The organism is Amaricoccus sp. B4 (assembly GCF_043226085.1).
Classification (GTDB): domain Bacteria; phylum Pseudomonadota; class Alphaproteobacteria; order Rhodobacterales; family Rhodobacteraceae; genus Amaricoccus.
On the sequence record NZ_CP171225.1, the window covers coordinates 2,011,432 to 2,028,481 of the forward strand.

Sequence of the window (17,050 nt, forward strand, 5' to 3'; positions counted from 1 at the left end):
CTGTCTGGCCCGGTCAGTCCGGGTGCCTTTGCGGCCCGACCTAAGGGCCGCATGGCGCCCTGACCAGCAACGGGGTGAGGTTCGCCTCAGGTCTCCCAGATAATAATGTGGACCTCTTCAGTGGGGCGGATCAGATACCGACCCGGCCTTGGGGCTCGTGACCGGAGGGCAGCCACGGATCTGCACGCTCAGGACTACGCTGAGTGTAAACTTGCCAGTACGCCCGCCCGCATCTCCACTCCCAGTATCTCGCGTGCCTGCTGCCACGTCGCGACCGGGCGCTCGTGCTTCTCGCAGAGATCCACGACGCGGGCGACCAGCGCGGCATTGGATGGCGCCAGCGTCTCCCGATCCAGACGGACGTTGTCTTCGAGGCCGGTGCGGGTGTGACCGCCGGACGCAATGCACCATTCGTTGATCGTCGCCTGATGTCGGCCAATCCCCGCAGCGCACCAGGGCACATCCGGGCCAAAGAGGCGCCTGACGGTGTGGACATAGAAGTCGAAGACTTCGCGGTCCACCGGCATGGCATTCCTGACGCCCATGACGAACTGGACATATGGCGTTGCTGCGATCAGGCCATCGCGATGCATCCTGGCCGCCTGGAAGATGTGGCTGAGATCGAAGGCTTCGACTTCGGGCTTCACCCCGTATCTGACCATCTCGGCAGCGAGCCACTCGACCAGGTCCGGCGGGTTTTCGTAGACGCGGGTCGGGAAGTTGTTGGACCCCACCGAGAGAGAGGCCATGTCGGGCGCAAGCGACAGCATGCCACCACGGGCCCGCCCGGCCCCTGACCTGCCACCGGTCGAGACCTGGAAGATCATGCCGGGACAATGCCGCTCGATCCCTTCCTTGAGCCGCGCGAACCTCTCGGGATCGCTGGTGGGTTTCCCCTCCTCATCGCGGACATGCGCATGCACGATGGCGGCACCGGCCTCGAACGCCTCGTGCGTGCTTTCGATCTGTTCCGTGAGAGTAATGGGGACGGCCTGGTTGTTGGCCTTGTTCGGCAGCGAGCCGGTGATGGCAACACAGATGATGCAGGGGGTCATGACATGCTTTCTGATCTTGTCCGGTCGACGGCGAAGGGCCGTCGGGATGCGGCAGTATCGGTTACTGGGTCGGGGGAGCAGAGGAAGTCCGACAGATGTGAATTGAACCCGCTCGCTGCTTCGATGTTGATGATATGCCGCCCCGGCAGGATCACATGCTGCCCGTTCGGAACGGCCATGGCGATCGCCTCCAGATCGGCAGGCGGGCAGACCGGGTCGTCATCGCCCGAAATGGCCAGGAGGGGCGCCGTGATCCTGCCAAGACTGTCTTGGAGATCCGCCCCGGCAAGTGCCGCGCAGCAGGCCGCATAACCATCGACCGAGGTCGCGGCGAAGCTGTGGAGGATTCCGTCCACGATTTCTGGCTGGGCTGCGCGAAAGGCGGGTGTGAACCAGCGCTCCGCGGTCGCGGGCACGAGCCCATCCAGCCCGTTGGCTTCGACCTCGCCGATGCGCGCGTTCCAGCTCTCCGCTGTGCCGATCCGGGCCGCAGTGGCGCAGAGGACGACGCGGTCGAGCCGGCTGCTGGCGTGGATGCCCAGCCATTGCCCGGTCAGTCCGCCGATGGACAGGCCGCAGAAATGGGTTCGCTCGATGCCGAGTGCATCCATGAGCGCGATCACGTCGCCGCCCAGATCGGCCAGGCTCAAGGGGGCCCCCGCAGTGCCGGACTTGCCATGTCCACGGCGATCATAGCGCAGGATGCGGAACCTCTTCGACAGACCGGCAACCTGGGCGTCCCACATGTGCAGGTCCGTGCCCAGGGAATTGCAGAAGGTCAGCCAGGGTTTTTCCGTCGAGGTCTCGTCGATGCGGTAGTGAAGACGATGGGTCGGCAGGTTCAGATACGGCATGTCAGATTTTCCCGAAAATGCGGCGCGCGGCCGGACCGCGCGCCGTCTCTCATGGTTCGATCAGGTGGCGGCAAGCTGCGGGGTGCCGCGGACAGGCCCGCTGCTCAGCGCGAAGACCAGCATCGCAATGGCCGAGATCGCCGCCGGGATCGCGAAGATGAGGAAGTTCTGCTCGAGCGGCAGTTCCCGCGCCAGCAGCACACCGCCGAACGTCGGTCCGACGATCGCACCGATCCGGCCCACGCCCGAGGCCCAGCCGAGTCCGGTCGAGCGGACCGACAGGTTATAGAGCTGCGCAACGCTGGCGTAGAGCAGGATCTGCGTGCCGATCGTGGTGGCTCCGGCGACGAAGACCAACGCGAAGAGCAGGCCCGATGCGGGGTTGAAGCCGATCAGCGCGATCGACAGGCTCGCCGCCACGAAATAGGCAATGACGATCTTCGGGAGGCCGAAGCGGTCGCCCAGTCTGCCGCCCGCGATTGCCCCTGCCATGCCGCCGAAGTTCAGCGAGAACAGCGACAGAAGGCTGGCGCGTTCGGCATAACCGGCTTCCTGCAGCACCTTGGGCAGCCAGGACGACAGCAGATAGACGAGGAGCAGGCAGCAGAAGAACGAGAGCCACAGCATCAGCGTGCGCAGGGCGCGGCCGTGGCGGAACAGTTCCGCGACCGAAGCCGAAACGCCCTTGGTCTCCGCGAACACAAGCCGGTCGTCCGCGGCCAGCGGCGTTCCCGAGACCTTGGCGAAGATGCGCCTTGCCTCGTCCTGCTTGCCCTGACGGATCAGGAACCCCAGAGACTCCGGCAGCTTCCACAGGATGACCGGCAACAGCAGCAACGGCACGGCAGCGATGAAGAACATGGGCTTCCAGCCGAAACTGGGAATGAGCCCGATCCCGAGGCCGGCCGCGACCATGCCGCCAATCGAATAGCCCGAGAACATCAGCGCAACAATCGTTCCGCGCATGCGTTTTGGCGCATATTCATTCATCAGCGCCACGGCATTCGGCATCAGGCCGCCGCAACCCAGACCGGCGATGAAGCGGAAAATCTTGAACTGCTCCGGCGAGTTCGCGAACCCCGTCAGCAGGGTCGCCGAGGTGAAGAGCAGAAAGCTGATCGCCACGCCCTTCTTGCGGCCGATCCTGTCGGCCAGCGGCCCCAGGATCAGCGCTCCGAACATCATCCCGAAGAGCGCCCACGCCTGGAGCGCGCCCGCCTGCGGCTTGGTCAGGCCCCATTCCGCGATCAGCGTCGGCAGCACCGTGCCGGCCACGAATACGTCATAGCCATCGATCACCAGCAGCGCTCCGCAGAGCGCGACCACCATCCATTGAAAGCTTCCGAACGGGCCCTGGTCGATGGCCTCGCCTACGTCGATATTGCGCATGTCTTGTCTCCACCCTGTTGATTGGTTCAGTTCTGGTTCAGCCCGTGTCGCCGCCCGCCACGGGCAGGACGGTCCCGGTGATGTAGGACGCCTCGTCGGACGCCAGGAAAAGGATCGGGGCGGCCTGTTCCTCGATCGTGCCGTAGCGCTTCATGAAGGCCGATTGGGCCACTTGGGTAACGACCTCCGCCATCCAGGCCTTTTCGGCAGCGCTGTCGCCCGAGGCGTTACGCGGGATCCGGCGGGGCGGCGCTTCGGTTCCGCCTGGAGCGGTGGCCACGACGCGGATGTTGCGGGGCGCCAGTTCCATCGCGAGCGACTGCGTGATCGCATTCACCCCGCCCTTGGCCGCCGAATAGGGGACGCGGTAGATGCCGCGCGTGGCATTGGACGAGACGTTGACGATCGTCCCCCTGCCCCGCTCCAGCAGGTGCGGCAACACCGCATGACAGCAGTGGAGCGTCGGCATCAGCGAGCGCCGGATCTCGGCATCGATCTGGGCCGGTTCGAATTCGGCGAAGGGCCGCATGCGGATCGCGCCGCCCACGTTGTTGATCAGGATATCTATGCCGCCGAAGGTCTCGGCGGCGTGGCGCATGGCCGCGGCGGCACCGTCCCAGGTTTCCAAGTCAGCCTCGAAGGCCGCAGCGTCTCCGCCCGCCTCGGCGGCCACATCGGCCACGAAATCGGCGCGGTCCACGAACAGGACCTTGCCGCCTTCGGCCGCGGCGCGCAGGGCGACCGCGCGCCCGATCCCCTGCGCGGCGCCGGTCACCACCAGCACCTTGCCCGCGAAGCGCCCGGCGAAATGTGCCCCGGTCATGCGATGGCCTTCAGGGGCACGTTGGGCGTGAACTTCTCGTAGTGGAAGCTCGCCGGGGTGAAGCCGCTCTCATCGAGGTAGTGCCGCACGGCATCGACCATCGGCGGAGGGCCGCAGAGATAGACATCGACCTCGCCCGCGGCGAGCATCTCCTCGGGCATGTGCTGCGTCACCCAGCCCTTGCGCAGGTGATCGGACGCCGGATCGGCAACGACCGTCGCGAAGGTGAAGTTCGGCAGACGGCTGGCGTAGGCCGCAATCTCGTCGACCAGAACCAGATCCAGATCGCGCGTGACGCCATAGACGAGATGGATCTGCCGCGTCGATCCGGCACGGGCCAGAACCTCGAGCATCGACAGGAAGGGCGCGAGGCCGGTGCCGCCCGCGAGGAACAGAAGCGGGCCGTCGCCGTCGCGCAGATAGAAGCTGCCCATCGGACCCGTCAGGTCCAGCTGGTCGCCGGGCTTCGCGCGGGCCAGCCAGCCGCTCATCAGGCCAGCCTCGATCTTCTTGATCAGGAAGCCCAGATTGCGCTCACCCGGGGCGCTACTGAACGAATAGGAGCGGTGCTCGCCGCTGCCCGGCACGCCGATGTTGACATATTGTCCCGGCAGGAAGGCGGGCGCCGAAGCGCTCTCGTCCACCTCCAGTTCCAGGACCACCGCCGCGTCCTGGTGCGGCTCGATGCGGGCCACGGTCGCCGGGAAGGTTTGCTGGCCGGTCTTGCAGGCCAGCGAGGTTGTCGGGACCGAGAGGACGCAGTCCGAAGACGGGACCATCTGGCAGGTGAGGACCAGCCCCTCCGCGGCCTCGTCCTCGGTGAGCGCGTCCTCTATATAGTCCTCGCCCATATCATAGCTGCCGCATTCGGCGCGGCACTTGCAGGTACCGCACACCCCGTCCGAGCAGTCCATCGGCAGGTTGATCTTGTTGCGAAATGCGGCGTCGAGAACCTTCTCGCCCGGCTTGCAGTCGACGAAGCGGGTGATGCCGTCCTCGAAGTTCAGTGCGATCCTGTAGCACATGGTCGCTTCCTCCTTGCGGTTTCTTGTGGCTGGGCTCCGTGGCCGTCAGACGTGGTAGACGTCGATGACCTGGCGGATGTAGTCGTTCTTCAGGACGATCTTCTTGGCCGCGATCACCGGTCCGTTCTCCGTCTGACGAAGGGTCACGAACATCGTTCCGAAGAACTGGTCGGTGGTCTTGTAGCGGTGGTTCAGCGTGTGGAAGTTATAGCGCACGTCCACCTCGCCCCCCCGCTCGGCGATCACCTCGACGTTCAGGACGGCATGGCTGGTGCGCGGTTCGGGCGTGGATGCGCCCGAACGCTCGGTCTTGATGCGGAAGACGCGGTCTTCGAGACCTTCGCGGTTGGGATAGTAGATCAGCGAGATCTCGGACTGCGGGTCCTCGGTCGTCTGGTCGTTGTCGTCCCAGGCCGGCATCCAGTAGGACGCATCCGGCGCATAGCAGGTCAGCCACTCGTCCCATTGCCTGTCATCGAGCAGGCGCGCCTCGCGGTAGAGGAAGGCGCAGATGGTGCTGTAGTCCAGGCTGGTGCTGGCGATGTCCTGATCGAGGCTCATGCTGCTGCTCCCGTCTTCGCGCCGGCTTTCTCGGTCGCGAGCGCTTCACGCATCACGCGGGCCCAGTATTCGTGCTGGCAGACGAACAGGCCCTCGTCCTCGCTGCGTTCGCCCGACAGGAGCGGATTGAGCCCCATGCCGCGGGCGTTCTCGTCCGGGCCCTCGATCCACAGGGGCGCGCCGCGCGACATGTCGTTCCAGAGGTGCAGGCTGCCGGCATAGGCGGTCTGGCAGGCACGGAATTCCTCCAGATCGTCCGAGGTGCCCATGCCCGAGACGTTGAAGAAGTCCTCATACTGGCGGATGCGGTTCGCGCGGTCCTCTGCGCTTTCGCCCTTGGGAGCAAAGCAGAAGATGGTGACCTCGGTCCGGTCCACGCCGAGCGGGCGGACGACGCGGATCTGGGTGCTGAACTGGTCCATCAGGAACACGTTCGGATAGAGGCAGAGGTTGCGCGTCTGGTTGACGATGTAGCCCGCCTTCTTCTCGCCGACGCGGGCGATGATCTCGTCGCGGCGGTTGTAGACCGGGCGGACCTCGGGGTTGCGGGTGTTGGTCCAGAGGAGGATATGGCCGTTCTCGAAGCCGTAGACGCCGGCGACGGACTTGCTCCAGCTGTTGGCGTCGACTGCCTTGGTGCCGGTTTCGCTGCGGCGGTCCATCGTGGTGGCGTAGTTCCAGTGGACGGAACTCACGTGATAGCCGTCGCAGCCGTTCTCCATCTGCAGCTTCCAGTTGCCGTCATAGATGTAGGAGGAATTGCCGCGCAGAACCTCCAGGCCTTCGGGCGCCTGGTCGACAATCTGGTCGATGATGACGGTGGTCTCGCCCAGATAGTCTTCCAGGGGCGCGGCATCGGGGTTCAGGCTGCCGAACAGGAAGCCGCGATAGCTCTCGAAGCGGGCAACCTTCGTCAGGTTGTGCGAGCCGTCCTTGTTGAACTGTTCGGGATATTGCGTGGTCTTGGCGTCCTTCACCTTCAGGAGCTTGCCGGTGTTGGCGAAGGTCCAGCCGTGGAACGGACAGGTGAAGCTTCCCTTGTTGCCCTGCTTGCGGCGGCAGAGCATCGCCCCCTTGTGGGCGCAGGCGTTGATGACGGCGTTCAGCGTGCCGGTCTTGTCGCGGGTGATGACCACCGGCTGACGGCCGATCCAGGTGGTGTAGTAGTCATTGATTTCGGGGATCTGGCTTTCATGGGCCAGATAGACCCAGTTGCCTTCGAAGATGTGCTTCATCTCCAGCGCGAAGAGATCCTCGTCGGTGAAGATGTCGCGCCGGCAGCGGTAGAGGCCGGCCTCGGCGTCGTCCTGCACGGCCGTGGCCAGCAGGTTATCCAGATCGCGGGCCTTTTCGAGTATCGCGGACATGAGTTCTCCCTCGAGGGGTCGCGCCCTTGTCGGGCAGGCCCCTGCTTGATGTTGGTCTTGGGTGGACGGTGGGGTCGGGCAGTCGCGCCTTGGCGGACTGCCCGGGATATGCCGGTCAGGCGGCGGCGCGGCGGCGCTGCTCGTTGACCTGGTTGTCGACGCCGTCGACCAGCGCGGTCAGATGAATGTCGAAGCAGATCTCGGCGAAGGGGCCGTTCAGCCCGTTGGCGTGAATGCTCTCCTCGTCGGTGCGCTCAATGACGTGGGGCACCAGGCCTTCGCGGGTCGCATAGGCGAAATCGTCGTTGATGAGCGGATCGCCTTCGATGTTGATCTGTGTGGTGAGCTTGCGATGACCATCGGCGCTGATGAAGAAGTGGATGTGCGCGGGGCGCTGTCCGTGCCGTCCGAGTGCCGTGAGAACCTTTTCGGTCGGGCTGCCGGGGGGCACGCCGTAACCGCTCGGCAGGATGCTCTGGAACCTGTAGCTGCCATTCTCGTCAGCGATGATCGTGCGGCGCATGTTGAAGGGCGCCTGCTTGCCGGTCGGATCGAAGTGCGAATAGAAGCCGCGCGTGTCGCAGTGCCAGACCTCGACCTTCGCGCCGGGAAGCGGCTTGCCGTCGGCCCCATGGACCGTGCCGTGCATGATCAGCGTGTGGCCGTTGGTGTCGGTGCCGTCGTCAAGGCGCGCGAAGCCCGTCGATTCCGGGGCGCCGGCCACGTAGAGCGGGCCTTCGATGGTGCGCGGCGTCGGGTTCTCGATCCCCAGCGAGGCATCGATGGCGTCGAGCCGTTCGTCGATGAAGTGATCAATCCCCAGGCCCGGCGAAATGAGGCCCGCCTCGCCGGCTGCGCCCATATCGTTGAGCCACGCGACGCCGGCCCAGTATTCGTCCGGCGTGATATTCAGATCGTCGATCGCCTTGAACAGGTCCGACATCAGCCGATGGACGATCTCCTTCATGCGCGGGTTGCCGTCGTTGTTGTTCAGGCCGCTGAGTTCCTTCAGGAACGCCTGCACATCGGGACGGTCAAAAATCTGTACGGTCATGGTGTCTTCCTCCTTCATTCGTTTTCGAAACTGGGTGGGACGGCTTGTGCCGCCGTCCTCGTGGGCAGGGTCAGCTGTCGTCGTCGCGGATTGCGGACGGGTGGCGCAGCAGCGGCGTCACCTTGATGTCCATGAACGGAAAGAGCGGCAGCCCCGTCAGGATCTCGTGCAGCTCGGCGGTATCGCGCACGTCGAAGATGCTGACGTTTGCGTATTGTCCCGCGACCCGCCAGATGTGCCGCCACTTGCCTGAGCTCTGCAGATCCTGAGAGTAGGCCTTCTCGCGCGCGAGGATCTGGGCGGTCTCTTCGGCCGGCAGGTCGCGCGGGATCTTCACGTCCATGAAAACATGAAAGAGCATTGTCAGACCTTTCCGGCTGAGAGGTTCTTCGGGGGCAGACTGATCGTCTTGCGGATGCCGTCGCGGGCAAAGAAGGCCACGCGGTCCTCGTCGAGCGTCAGGCCGAGCCCCGGTCCGTTGGGAACGCTCAGTTCGAACTCGCTGTAATCGAGCGGCTCGGCCAGGATTTCCTCGGTCAGAAGCAGCGGGCCGAAGAGTTCCGTGCCCCATTGCAGATTGGCGAAGGTCGCGAAGGCGTGGGCGGAAATCACGGTGCCGACTGCGCCTTCCAGCATCGTGCCGCCGTAGAGGCCGATGCCGGCGGCGTCAGCGATGGCCGCGACCCGCAGGGCGTTGAAGGCGCCGCCGCTCTGCTCGAGCTTGACGGCGAAGACGTCGGCCCCCTGGACCTGGGCAAGCTCGAAGGCGCTTTCAGGGCCGGTCAGCGCCTCATCCGCCATCAGCGCGACGGGAAACCGGCGCACAAGCCGCGCGAGCGCCGCGCTCGAGGCGACAGGCTGTTCCACCAGTTCACATCCCGCATCGGCGAGCGCTGCCATCCCCCAGGCCGCCTCCAGCTCGGACCAGGCCATGTTGACATCGACCCGGACCGCGCCCCGCGCGCCAAGCGCCGACCTGATTGCGGCGACGTGAGCGATATCGTCGCGGATCGGGCGGGCGCCGATCTTGAGCTTGAAGATGCGGTGCCGGCGGCAATCCAGCATCTGTTCCGCTTCGGCAATGTCGCGAGACGTGTCGCCCGAGGCGAGGGTCCAGGCCACCGGCAGCCGGTCGCGCCGCCGCCCGCCGAGAAGCTCGCTGACCGGCAGGCCGAGCCGCTTGCCCTGTGCATCGAGCAGCGCGGTCTCCACCGCGGATTTCGCGAAGCGGTTCTCGCGAACAAGCGAGCCGATCCGCCCCATCAGGGCCTGGACCCGCGTCGCGTCCTGGCCGACCATCGCCGGCGCGAACCACGTGTCGATATTGGTCTTCATGCTTTCGGGGCTTTCGCCGCCGTAGGCCAGGCCGCCGATGGTCGTGCCTTCCCCGATGCCCACGATCCCATCGCTGCAATGAACCCGAACAAGCACAAGGACTTGCCCGGTCATCGTCGCCACGGAAAGCTTGTGCGGCCGGATGGTCGGAAGATCGATGATCACCGTCTCGATGCGCGTGATGACAGCGCAGGTTTCGGTGGCGGGGGTGAGGGGTGCAAATGACTGGTTCATGGCGTGAAACTGCCCCAGAGGCCAGTTTGCGTCCAACACCGTTTGCGTTTACTATCATACCCTCAGGGTATAGTGAGCGCATAGTCGTGGAGTTTCAGCCTCCTTTGCGCCGCATGATACTCAGAATGGAGACCTGTTCCGCTTTCTCGGGGGTGTGACGATGGATCTGAGACAACTGCGCTATTTTACCGCCGTCGCGCGCGAGCGGAACTTCACCCGGGCGGCGGAGCGCCTTCACATTGCGCAGCCGCCGCTCAGCCGCCAGATCCAGCTGCTTGAAGAGGAGCTGGGCGTCTCCCTGATCCATCGGAAGAGCCGCCCCATCAAGCTCACCGACGCCGGACGGCTCTTCTACGAACAGGCGCTTCAGGTTCTGGGGCGCATCGATCAGATGAAGGATGCCACACGCCGGGTCGGCCTGCACCGGAACAAGGTGCTGTCCATCGGCTTTGTCGCCTCGACGCTCTACGGCGGACTGCCCTTGCTTATCAGGAAATTGCGCCAGAATGCGCCCGAACTCGACATCCAGTTGCTCGAGATGCTGTCGATCCAGCAGATCGCGGCACTGAAGGAAGGGCGCATCGATCTGGGCTTCGGCCGCCTCAAGCATAGCGATCCGAATATCCACAGCACCGTCATGCGCGAGGAGCGGCTCGTTGCCGCACTGGCCCAGGACACGGAGCTCGCGCGGGACATCGCGCCGCTGCCGCTGGCGGCACTCTCAGGCCAGAAGCTGATCGTTTACCCGAAGGAGCCCCGTCCCAGCTATGCCGACCAGATCCTGACCTTGCTTCAGGACGAGGACGTTCGCCCCTCCGAGGTCCTGGAAGTGCGCGAGATACAGACAGCGCTCGGACTGGTTGCGGCCGATTCGGGGATCAGCATCATTCCGGCCTCGGCACGGCAGATGCGTTCGGATGTGCTCTACCGGTTGATCGACGGGCCGCGGGCCTTCTCTCCGGTCATTCTCAACCATCGCGCGGGAGACAGCTCGCGGTATCTGGTGTTGGTAAAGCAACTGATCCGCGACATGTATGCCGAGAACCCTCCCTGGCTTGAAGCCAACAATATACACCCCCTGCCAGCCGAAGGAGGCTCCCCGGGAGCTGCGGAGAACTGACCTACCGTTCCGGCTGCCCGCGAGTCAGGCGTCACTCAGCCGACTCGGAAAGGCGCTGGAACCGTTCTGCCCGCAGCCTGAAAGCCTTTCGGATCGAGAATGACCTAGCTGTGAGCCTCCTCCTGGATTAGGGCCGCGTTGATCCAGAAAATTCCGGTCGATGTACAGCCTCGAGAGCTGAGGCGGCGCCCGGCTGCGGCGCGGTCGCCGAACGAATGTTCCGGCAGGGTGCTGGCCGCGCCCGGTGAAAGGAATATTTTCCGCGGATCACTGCGGGGGAGGGTGACAGGTTTCTCGCCGAGTCAGATCTTGACCGATGTTTGCCTTTTTGTGCCCGGACCGGCTTGCACTGGCGTGCAGGTTGGTCATTTAACTCGTCCAGACGCAATGCAGATGAGAAAGCTCCCGATGTTCCGCATGGTGCCCAGACCCGCCCGCCTCTCCGCCGCACTGGCCGTGGCGGCCTTTGCCGTGACCGCGCCCGTCGCACCCGCGCGGGCCGATCAGGTCGAGATCCTCAACGTCTCCTATGACATAGCCCGCGAACTCTACGCGCAGATCAACCCGGCGTTCATCGAGCAGTGGGACGCGGAGACCGGCAACGAGCTCACCGTGAACCAGAGCCATGCCGGCTCCTCGAAGCAGGCGCGCGCCATCCTGCAGGGCCTGCAGGCCGACCTCGTGACCTTCAACCAGGTGACCGATGTGCAGGTGCTTGCCGATGCGGGCTTCGTCTCGGAGAACTGGCGCGAGGAATTCCCCAACGATGCCTCGCCCTACTACTCCCTGCCCGCCTTCATGGTGCGCGGCGGCAACCCCAAGGGCATCAAGGACTGGGACGACCTGATCCGCGATGACGTGCAGATCGTCTTCCCGAACCCGAAGACCTCTGGCAATGGACGCTATACCTATCTCGCGGCCTACGCCTACGCCCTGAAGCAGAGCGGCGGCGACGATGCCGCGGCGCAGGCCTTCGTCGACAAGCTTCTGGCCAATGTCGCGGTGTTCGACACCGGCGGGCGCGGTGCGACGACGACCTTCGTCGAGCGTGGCATCGGGGATGTGCTGATCACCTTCGAGGCGGAGGTGGAGAACATCCGCAAGGCTGAGGCCGAAGGCGCCTATGACCGCGTCGTGCCCTCGCTCTCGGTGCTGGCAGAGTTTCCCGTCGCCGTGGTCGACCGCGTGGCGCAGAAGCGCGGCACCGAAGAGGTGGCCAAGACCTACCTCGACTTCCTCTACAGCCGCCAGGGACAGGAAATCCTCGCGTCCTTCAACAACCGCGTGCATGATCCGGAGGTCGTTGCCGCCCATGCCGCGGACTTCCCCGATGTCGAGCTCGTGAAGGTCGAGGATGTCTTCGGCGGATGGGATCAGGCGATGGACACGCATTTTGCCTCCGGCGGCGTGCTCGACGTGCTGCTCGCCAACTGAATCCCGACCCGATCCAAGCGCGCCGCCGGATCTGAACCCTCCGGCGGCGCGCAACTGCGCTGAGGTCCGATGTTCGCCAGTCTTGTTTCGCGCCGCCGTTCGCCCCTCCCCGGCCTCGGCCTCACGCTTGGGGTGACGCTGCTCTTCGTCACCCTGATCGTGCTTCTGCCGCTGATCGGGCTCGGCTGGCAATTCGCCCGTCTCGGTGCATCGGACTATCTGCGCGTGATGGGTGATCCGCGTGTGCTGGCCTCGCTCCGGGTGACGATCAGCGCGGCGGCGGCGGCGACGCTGGTCAATGCCGCGGGCGGGCTGCTTCTGGCCTGGGTCATCACCCGCTACCGCTTCGCCGGGCGGGGTGTGCTCGATGCGCTGATCGACCTGCCTTTCGCCCTTCCGACCTCCGTCGCCGGGATCGCGCTGGTCGCGCTTTATGCCAAGGACGGCTGGATCGGCGGGCTGCTGGCCCCGTTCGGGCTCACGCCGGCCTACACCTGGTGGGGTATCGTGATCGCAATGGCCTTCACCTCGATCCCCTTTGCCGTACGCGCGATCCAGCCGCTGATCGAGGAGCTCGACGCGGCGGAGGAAGCCGCTGCAAGGACGCTGGGCGCAAGCGACGGCCAGATCTTTGCCCGCGTCATCCTGCCCCATCTGATGCCGGGCATCCTCACCGGAACCGGGCTTTCCTTCGTCCGCTCGCTCGGCGAGTTCGGAGCGGTGATCTTCATTGCCGGGAACCTGCCATTCAAGACCGAGATCGCCTCGCTGCTCATCATGATCCGGCTCGACGAGTTCGACTATCCCGCGGCGGCCGCGATCGCCGGAACCATGCTGCTGCTCTCGCTCGCGCTGCTCATTGCGATCAACATCGCCCAGACGCGGCTCTATCGGCGCTTCGAGCAGGGCGCCTGACATGGAGGGCACGATGTCTCTTCGCCAGCGTCTGCTCATCGGCCTTGCCGTGCTGTTCGCGCTGATCGCGATCGTCGCGCCGGTCGCAGCCATCCTCACCCGCGCCTTCGGGGACGGGCTGGGCGCCTGGTGGTCGGCCATCGTCGAGCCCGAAACACTGCACGCGATCTGGCTGACCGTGCTGACCGCGCTGATCGTGCTGCCGATCAACATCGTCTTCGGCATCGCGGCCGCCTGGGCCATCGCCCGCTTCCGCTTTCCCGGACGCCGCGCGCTCCTCATCCTGATCGAGATCCCCTTCGCCGTCTCTCCGGTGATCGCGGGGCTCTGCTTCCTGCTGATCTACGGCGCCTACGGGCCTGTCGGTGCGCCGCTGATGAACGAGGGCATCCAGCTCATGTTCAACCTCACCGGGATCGTGCTGGTTTCGCTCTTCGTCACTTGCCCCTTCGTGATGCGTGAGGTGCTGCCCGTGCTGCAGGTGACGGGCGAGGACGAGGAGAAGGCCGCCCTGACGCTCGGCGCGAACGGTTGGCAGATCTTTCGCCACGTGACGCTGCCGAACATCCTGTGGGCGCTCGTGCACGGCGCGATTCTGGCCACCGCGCGTGCAATGGGCGAGTTCGGTGCCGTTTCGGTCGTCTCGGGCGCGGTGCGCGGCCAGACCATGACGCTGCCGCTCCAGGTCGAGCTGCTCTACAACGATTACAATACGACCGGCGCCTTCGCCGCCGCCACGGTGCTGACCGCGCTCGCGCTCGTCACACTGATGCTGCGCAGCGCGATCGCCGCCGTCCATCCCGAGGCGGGAGGCCGCACATGAGTTTCGTGGTTCAGGACATCGCCAAGACCTTCGGCGGGCAGAAGGTGCTCGAGAGCGTCTCGCTCTCGGTCGAGAAGGGCGAATTCGTCGCGCTGCTCGGGCCATCCGGGTCGGGCAAGACCACCCTTCTCAACATCATCGCAGGTCTTACCCAGCCCGACGGCGGCCGGCTCGAGATCGATGGCGAGGATATCACGCGGCTGCCATCGGGCGCGCGGCGCTTCGGCATGGTGTTCCAGTCCTATGCGCTCTTCCGGCACATGACCGTGGCCGACAACATCGCCTTCGGGTTGCGGGTGCTGCCCCGGGCGCAGCGGCCGGGCCGCGCCGCTCGGGCCGAGAAGGTGAAGGCCCTGCTCGAGCTTGTCGAGATGCCCGAGCTCGGCAACCGCTATCCAGCCCAGCTCTCGGGCGGACAGCGCCAGCGCGTCGCCATGGCGCGCGCGCTGGCCATCGACCCGCGACTGCTGCTTCTCGACGAGCCGTTCTCCGCGCTCGACGCCAAGGTCCGGCAATCGCTTCGCAGCTCGGTGCGCAGCCTGCAGAAGAAGGTCGGGGTTTCCGCGATTCTCGTCACGCACGATCAGGCGGAAGCCTGGGCGCTCGCCGACCGGGTGGCCGTGATGAATCGCGGCCGGATCGAGCAGTTCGATACGCCGGAAATGCTCCGCGGCGCACCCGCGACATCCTTCGTCGCCGATTTCCTCGGCATCGACATGCTGGAACGCTGAGCGCGGCCATCCCGGCCGCGCATGGCCTCAGGTGACGTCGGGTCCGCCAGCGGGCCCGAAAACAAGCGGTCGTGAAAAAACGAAAGGCCGGTCAGATCTGACCGGCCTTTTCGATTAACCACCAAGTGGTCTTGGAGCGGGCGAAGGGATTCGAACCCTCGACCCCAACCTTGGCAAGGTTGTGCTCTACCCCTGAGCTACACCCGCGTTCCGTGGAGCGGTGTATAACCAAATCCGGAAGACACTGACAAGAGGCAAAGCGCAGGGAAATTCACCAATCCCGCGCTTTTTTCGCATTGGCGAAGCTGGCCCCGACGCGGGGGAACGCACGACCAAATCACGGCTTGCCAAGCGCGACGCAAAGATGAATTCTTGAGCGTAATGCGACAGATCTCGTCACGACCAGCCCTTGCTCTCTTGATTTCGGGATAGGCATTCTTCAGGCGTCATGCTACCTTAAGGGGAATAACACCACCTGTGGTTGTATTGCCTGTACAGATAGGGTGATAATCGTATGCTCCGCTCGGACAACCGAACGATAACGGCGTTTCTGAGGCTCGTCGCCTCGCGACTGGACGTGCCTGCGATCGGTGTGTTTCTCCTCGACGGCGCGAACGCGGCCCTTCTCACCGCCACGGACGAATTCCTGCACACATGGTCGCAACGGCGCGGCACCGGCCCTGAGGCAGGCGACGGTGCGACGATTTCCGGCGCCGTCGAGACGCAGATCGGCCGGAGCACACCAAGCCGGGTGGACCCGGCCGCATTCGGCCTCGAAAGCGCCTATGCCGTCATCATGCCGATCTGCTCCGGCAGCGAGCCAAGAGCCTTCCTGCTGCTCCTGAGCGCCCGCCGCCGCTGGTTGGGCCCGGGTGTGGCGGGAGCACTTCAGGACGCTGCGGATGTGCTTCAGAGCCTGCTGCCAACGCCGGTAGAGCAGGCCTCTCCGGCGGCACCTGCTGATGGAGCCGCGCATGCGGACGAGAATGTCGCGCCGTTGGCCCATGCCGCGCCCAGTTCGCATGCCGAGGCGCTGCGCCTGATCCGGGACATGTGCAGCACTCCGGACGGCGGCGCCCGGGGGCTGCTCATGCTGGATCTCGACCGGTTCCGCGCGATCAACGAAGCGCTCGGCACGACCGCGGGCGATGTCATTCTGGCGCGGACCGCTTCGCGGCTTGCCCGCCACATCGACCCCGAGCGTGAACGGCTCGCGCGGCTCGGCGGCGACCGCTTCCTGATTCTGAGCGACAGATCCGGCGCGGCACTGGCCCAGTACGCGATCGATCTGCTCGACTGCGTGGCGGAGCCCTTCACGGTCCGGGACGAGCCGGTGCAAATGCAGGCCACGATCGGGCTCGTCTTCGTGGAGCCCGGCGAGGATATCCCGGCCGCGACGCTCTTCATGCGCGCCGATCGCGCGCTCAAGCGCGGCAAGACCGCGGGCGGCAACCGGGTCATGCCCCACGATCCCTGCGAGGATGCGGCCCTTCGCGATCGCAGCCGGCTCGAGCTCGACCTGAATGGCGCGATCAAGGCCGAGCAGCTCAGGCTCGTCTACCAGCCCTATGTCCGGCTGCTCGACGACAGCGTCGCCGGGGTCGAGGCGCTGCTGCGCTGGCAGCACCCGGGCCGCGGCGAGCTTTCGCCGGGCAGTTTCATGACGCTCGCCGAAACCTCCGGGCAGATCCTGCCGATCGGCTCCTGGGTGCTGCGCGAAGCGCTCTGCAGCGCCGCCGAGTGGCCCGGCGAGACGCGGCTTTCGGTCAACATCTCCGCACTGCAGTTCCAGCAGGCGGATTTCATCGCCCAGGTCGATTCCGCGCTGGCGCTGAGCGGCTTCCCCGCCGACCGGCTCGAGCTCGAGATCACCGAGACGGTGCTGATGCGCGACGACCCGGAAACGCTCGGGCAGCTCCGGATGCTGATCGCGCGCGGAATCCGGATTGCGCTCGATGATTTCGGCACCGGTTACAGCGCGCTCTCCTATCTTGCGCGGCTGCCGCACCACCGGATCAAGCTCGACAAGAGTTTCATCGACGATCTCGACAACCCCGGCACCCGCGATGTGATCAAGGCCATCGTCGCCTCCGCCCGCGCCCAGGGCATCGCGGTGACGGCCGAAGGGGTCGAGACCGCCGACTGCCTCGAGCGCGTGCGCCAGATCGGCTTCACCCATGCCCAGGGCTTCGAGATCGGCACGCCGATGGAAGATCCGGGCCAGATCCTCGCCCGCCCCTTCCGCTGCGCCACCGCCTAGAGCGAAAACGGTTCTGGCCCGGGGCTTGCGCCGGGCCTCGGGCCGCAGCCATAGTCGAAGCCCCTCTCAC

16 protein-coding genes and 1 tRNA gene are annotated in these 17,050 nt (G+C 65.4%); 6 read left to right on the forward strand and 11 right to left on the reverse strand.

The window, feature by feature from the left end:
• Positions 1–194: 194 nt before the first annotated feature.
• The 10 genes from ACF66B_RS09660 to ACF66B_RS09705 all read right to left on the reverse strand — a co-directional run bounded on the left by ACF66B_RS09660 (position 195) and on the right by ACF66B_RS09705 (position 9,697).
• A complete protein-coding gene (locus ACF66B_RS09660) occupies positions 195–1,055 on the reverse strand; it encodes a 3-keto-5-aminohexanoate cleavage protein (RefSeq protein WP_111430970.1) in 861 nt (286 codons plus the stop codon).
• The gene (gene pcaD / locus ACF66B_RS09665) at positions 1,052–1,909 is read right to left on the reverse strand and encodes a 3-oxoadipate enol-lactonase (protein WP_111430971.1); all 858 of its coding nucleotides are present in this window, start codon (positions 1,907–1,909) and stop codon (positions 1,052–1,054) included. The genes ACF66B_RS09660 and pcaD overlap by 4 nt, the downstream gene beginning before the upstream one ends.
• 60 nt (positions 1,910–1,969) lie before the next feature.
• Positions 1,970–3,298, reverse strand: a complete 1,329-nt coding sequence (locus ACF66B_RS09670) for an MFS transporter (protein ID WP_111430972.1) — start codon at positions 3,296–3,298, stop codon at positions 1,970–1,972.
• A gap of 37 nt (positions 3,299–3,335) precedes the next feature.
• Positions 3,336–4,121 carry a benzoate diol dehydrogenase BenD gene (gene benD / locus ACF66B_RS09675; RefSeq protein WP_111430973.1) on the reverse strand — a complete coding sequence of 262 codons (786 nt, stop codon included), beginning with the start codon at positions 4,119–4,121 and terminating at the stop codon, positions 3,336–3,338.
• Positions 4,118–5,146 (reverse strand): benzoate 1,2-dioxygenase electron transfer component BenC, encoded by a 1,029-nt coding sequence (gene benC / locus ACF66B_RS09680; protein WP_111430974.1) that lies wholly within the window; start codon positions 5,144–5,146, stop codon positions 4,118–4,120. Before benC ends, benD begins: the two co-directional genes overlap by 4 nt.
• A gap of 45 nt (positions 5,147–5,191) precedes the next feature.
• The gene (gene benB / locus ACF66B_RS09685; RefSeq protein WP_111430975.1) at positions 5,192–5,707 is read right to left on the reverse strand and encodes a benzoate 1,2-dioxygenase small subunit; all 516 of its coding nucleotides are present in this window, start codon (positions 5,705–5,707) and stop codon (positions 5,192–5,194) included.
• On the reverse strand, positions 5,704–7,074 hold the full coding sequence (locus ACF66B_RS09690; protein WP_111430976.1) for a Rieske 2Fe-2S domain-containing protein: 1,371 nt from the start codon (positions 7,072–7,074) through the stop codon (positions 5,704–5,706). The genes benB and ACF66B_RS09690 overlap by 4 nt, the downstream gene beginning before the upstream one ends.
• Before the next feature lie 115 nt (positions 7,075–7,189).
• Positions 7,190–8,128: a catechol 1,2-dioxygenase gene (gene catA / locus ACF66B_RS09695; protein ID WP_111431079.1), complete on the reverse strand. Its 939-nt coding sequence runs from the start codon at positions 8,126–8,128 to the stop codon at positions 7,190–7,192.
• A 70-nt stretch (positions 8,129–8,198) separates the two neighbouring features.
• The gene (catC, locus tag ACF66B_RS09700; protein ID WP_111430977.1) at positions 8,199–8,489 is read right to left on the reverse strand and encodes a muconolactone Delta-isomerase; all 291 of its coding nucleotides are present in this window, start codon (positions 8,487–8,489) and stop codon (positions 8,199–8,201) included.
• Positions 8,490–8,491: 2 nt separating this feature from the next.
• A complete protein-coding gene (locus ACF66B_RS09705; RefSeq protein WP_111430978.1) occupies positions 8,492–9,697 on the reverse strand; it encodes a muconate/chloromuconate family cycloisomerase in 1,206 nt (401 codons plus the stop codon).
• A 160-nt stretch (positions 9,698–9,857) separates the two neighbouring features.
• On the opposite strand from ACF66B_RS09705, the gene ACF66B_RS09710 reads away from it, so the two are divergent.
• The 5 genes from ACF66B_RS09710 to ACF66B_RS09730 all read left to right on the forward strand — a co-directional run bounded on the left by ACF66B_RS09710 (position 9,858) and on the right by ACF66B_RS09730 (position 14,720).
• On the forward strand, positions 9,858–10,817 hold the full coding sequence (locus ACF66B_RS09710) for a LysR family transcriptional regulator (RefSeq protein WP_111430979.1): 960 nt from the start codon (positions 9,858–9,860) through the stop codon (positions 10,815–10,817).
• Positions 10,818–11,225: 408 nt separating this feature from the next.
• A complete protein-coding gene (gene cysP / locus ACF66B_RS09715; RefSeq protein ID WP_162683366.1) occupies positions 11,226–12,251 on the forward strand; it encodes a thiosulfate ABC transporter substrate-binding protein CysP in 1,026 nt (341 codons plus the stop codon).
• Between the two features lie 69 nt (positions 12,252–12,320).
• Positions 12,321–13,166, forward strand: coding sequence for a sulfate ABC transporter permease subunit CysT (cysT, locus tag ACF66B_RS09720; RefSeq protein ID WP_111430980.1), 846 nt, complete (start codon positions 12,321–12,323; stop codon positions 13,164–13,166).
• 13 nt (positions 13,167–13,179) lie between these two features.
• The gene (gene cysW, locus ACF66B_RS09725; protein WP_111431081.1) at positions 13,180–13,989 is read left to right on the forward strand and encodes a sulfate ABC transporter permease subunit CysW; all 810 of its coding nucleotides are present in this window, start codon (positions 13,180–13,182) and stop codon (positions 13,987–13,989) included.
• Complete coding sequence (locus ACF66B_RS09730; protein ID WP_111430981.1) at positions 13,986–14,720, forward strand: ABC transporter ATP-binding protein; 735 nt, start codon at positions 13,986–13,988, stop codon at positions 14,718–14,720. The genes cysW and ACF66B_RS09730 overlap by 4 nt, the downstream gene beginning before the upstream one ends.
• A gap of 132 nt (positions 14,721–14,852) precedes the next feature.
• On the opposite strand, the gene ACF66B_RS09735 is transcribed toward ACF66B_RS09730, so the two are convergent.
• Positions 14,853–14,927, reverse strand: a tRNA-Gly gene (locus tag ACF66B_RS09735).
• A 307-nt stretch (positions 14,928–15,234) separates the two neighbouring features.
• On the opposite strand from ACF66B_RS09735, the gene ACF66B_RS09740 reads away from it, so the two are divergent.
• On the forward strand, positions 15,235–16,980 hold the full coding sequence (locus ACF66B_RS09740; protein WP_111430982.1) for a bifunctional diguanylate cyclase/phosphodiesterase: 1,746 nt from the start codon (positions 15,235–15,237) through the stop codon (positions 16,978–16,980).
• Positions 16,981–17,050 lie beyond the last annotated feature (70 nt).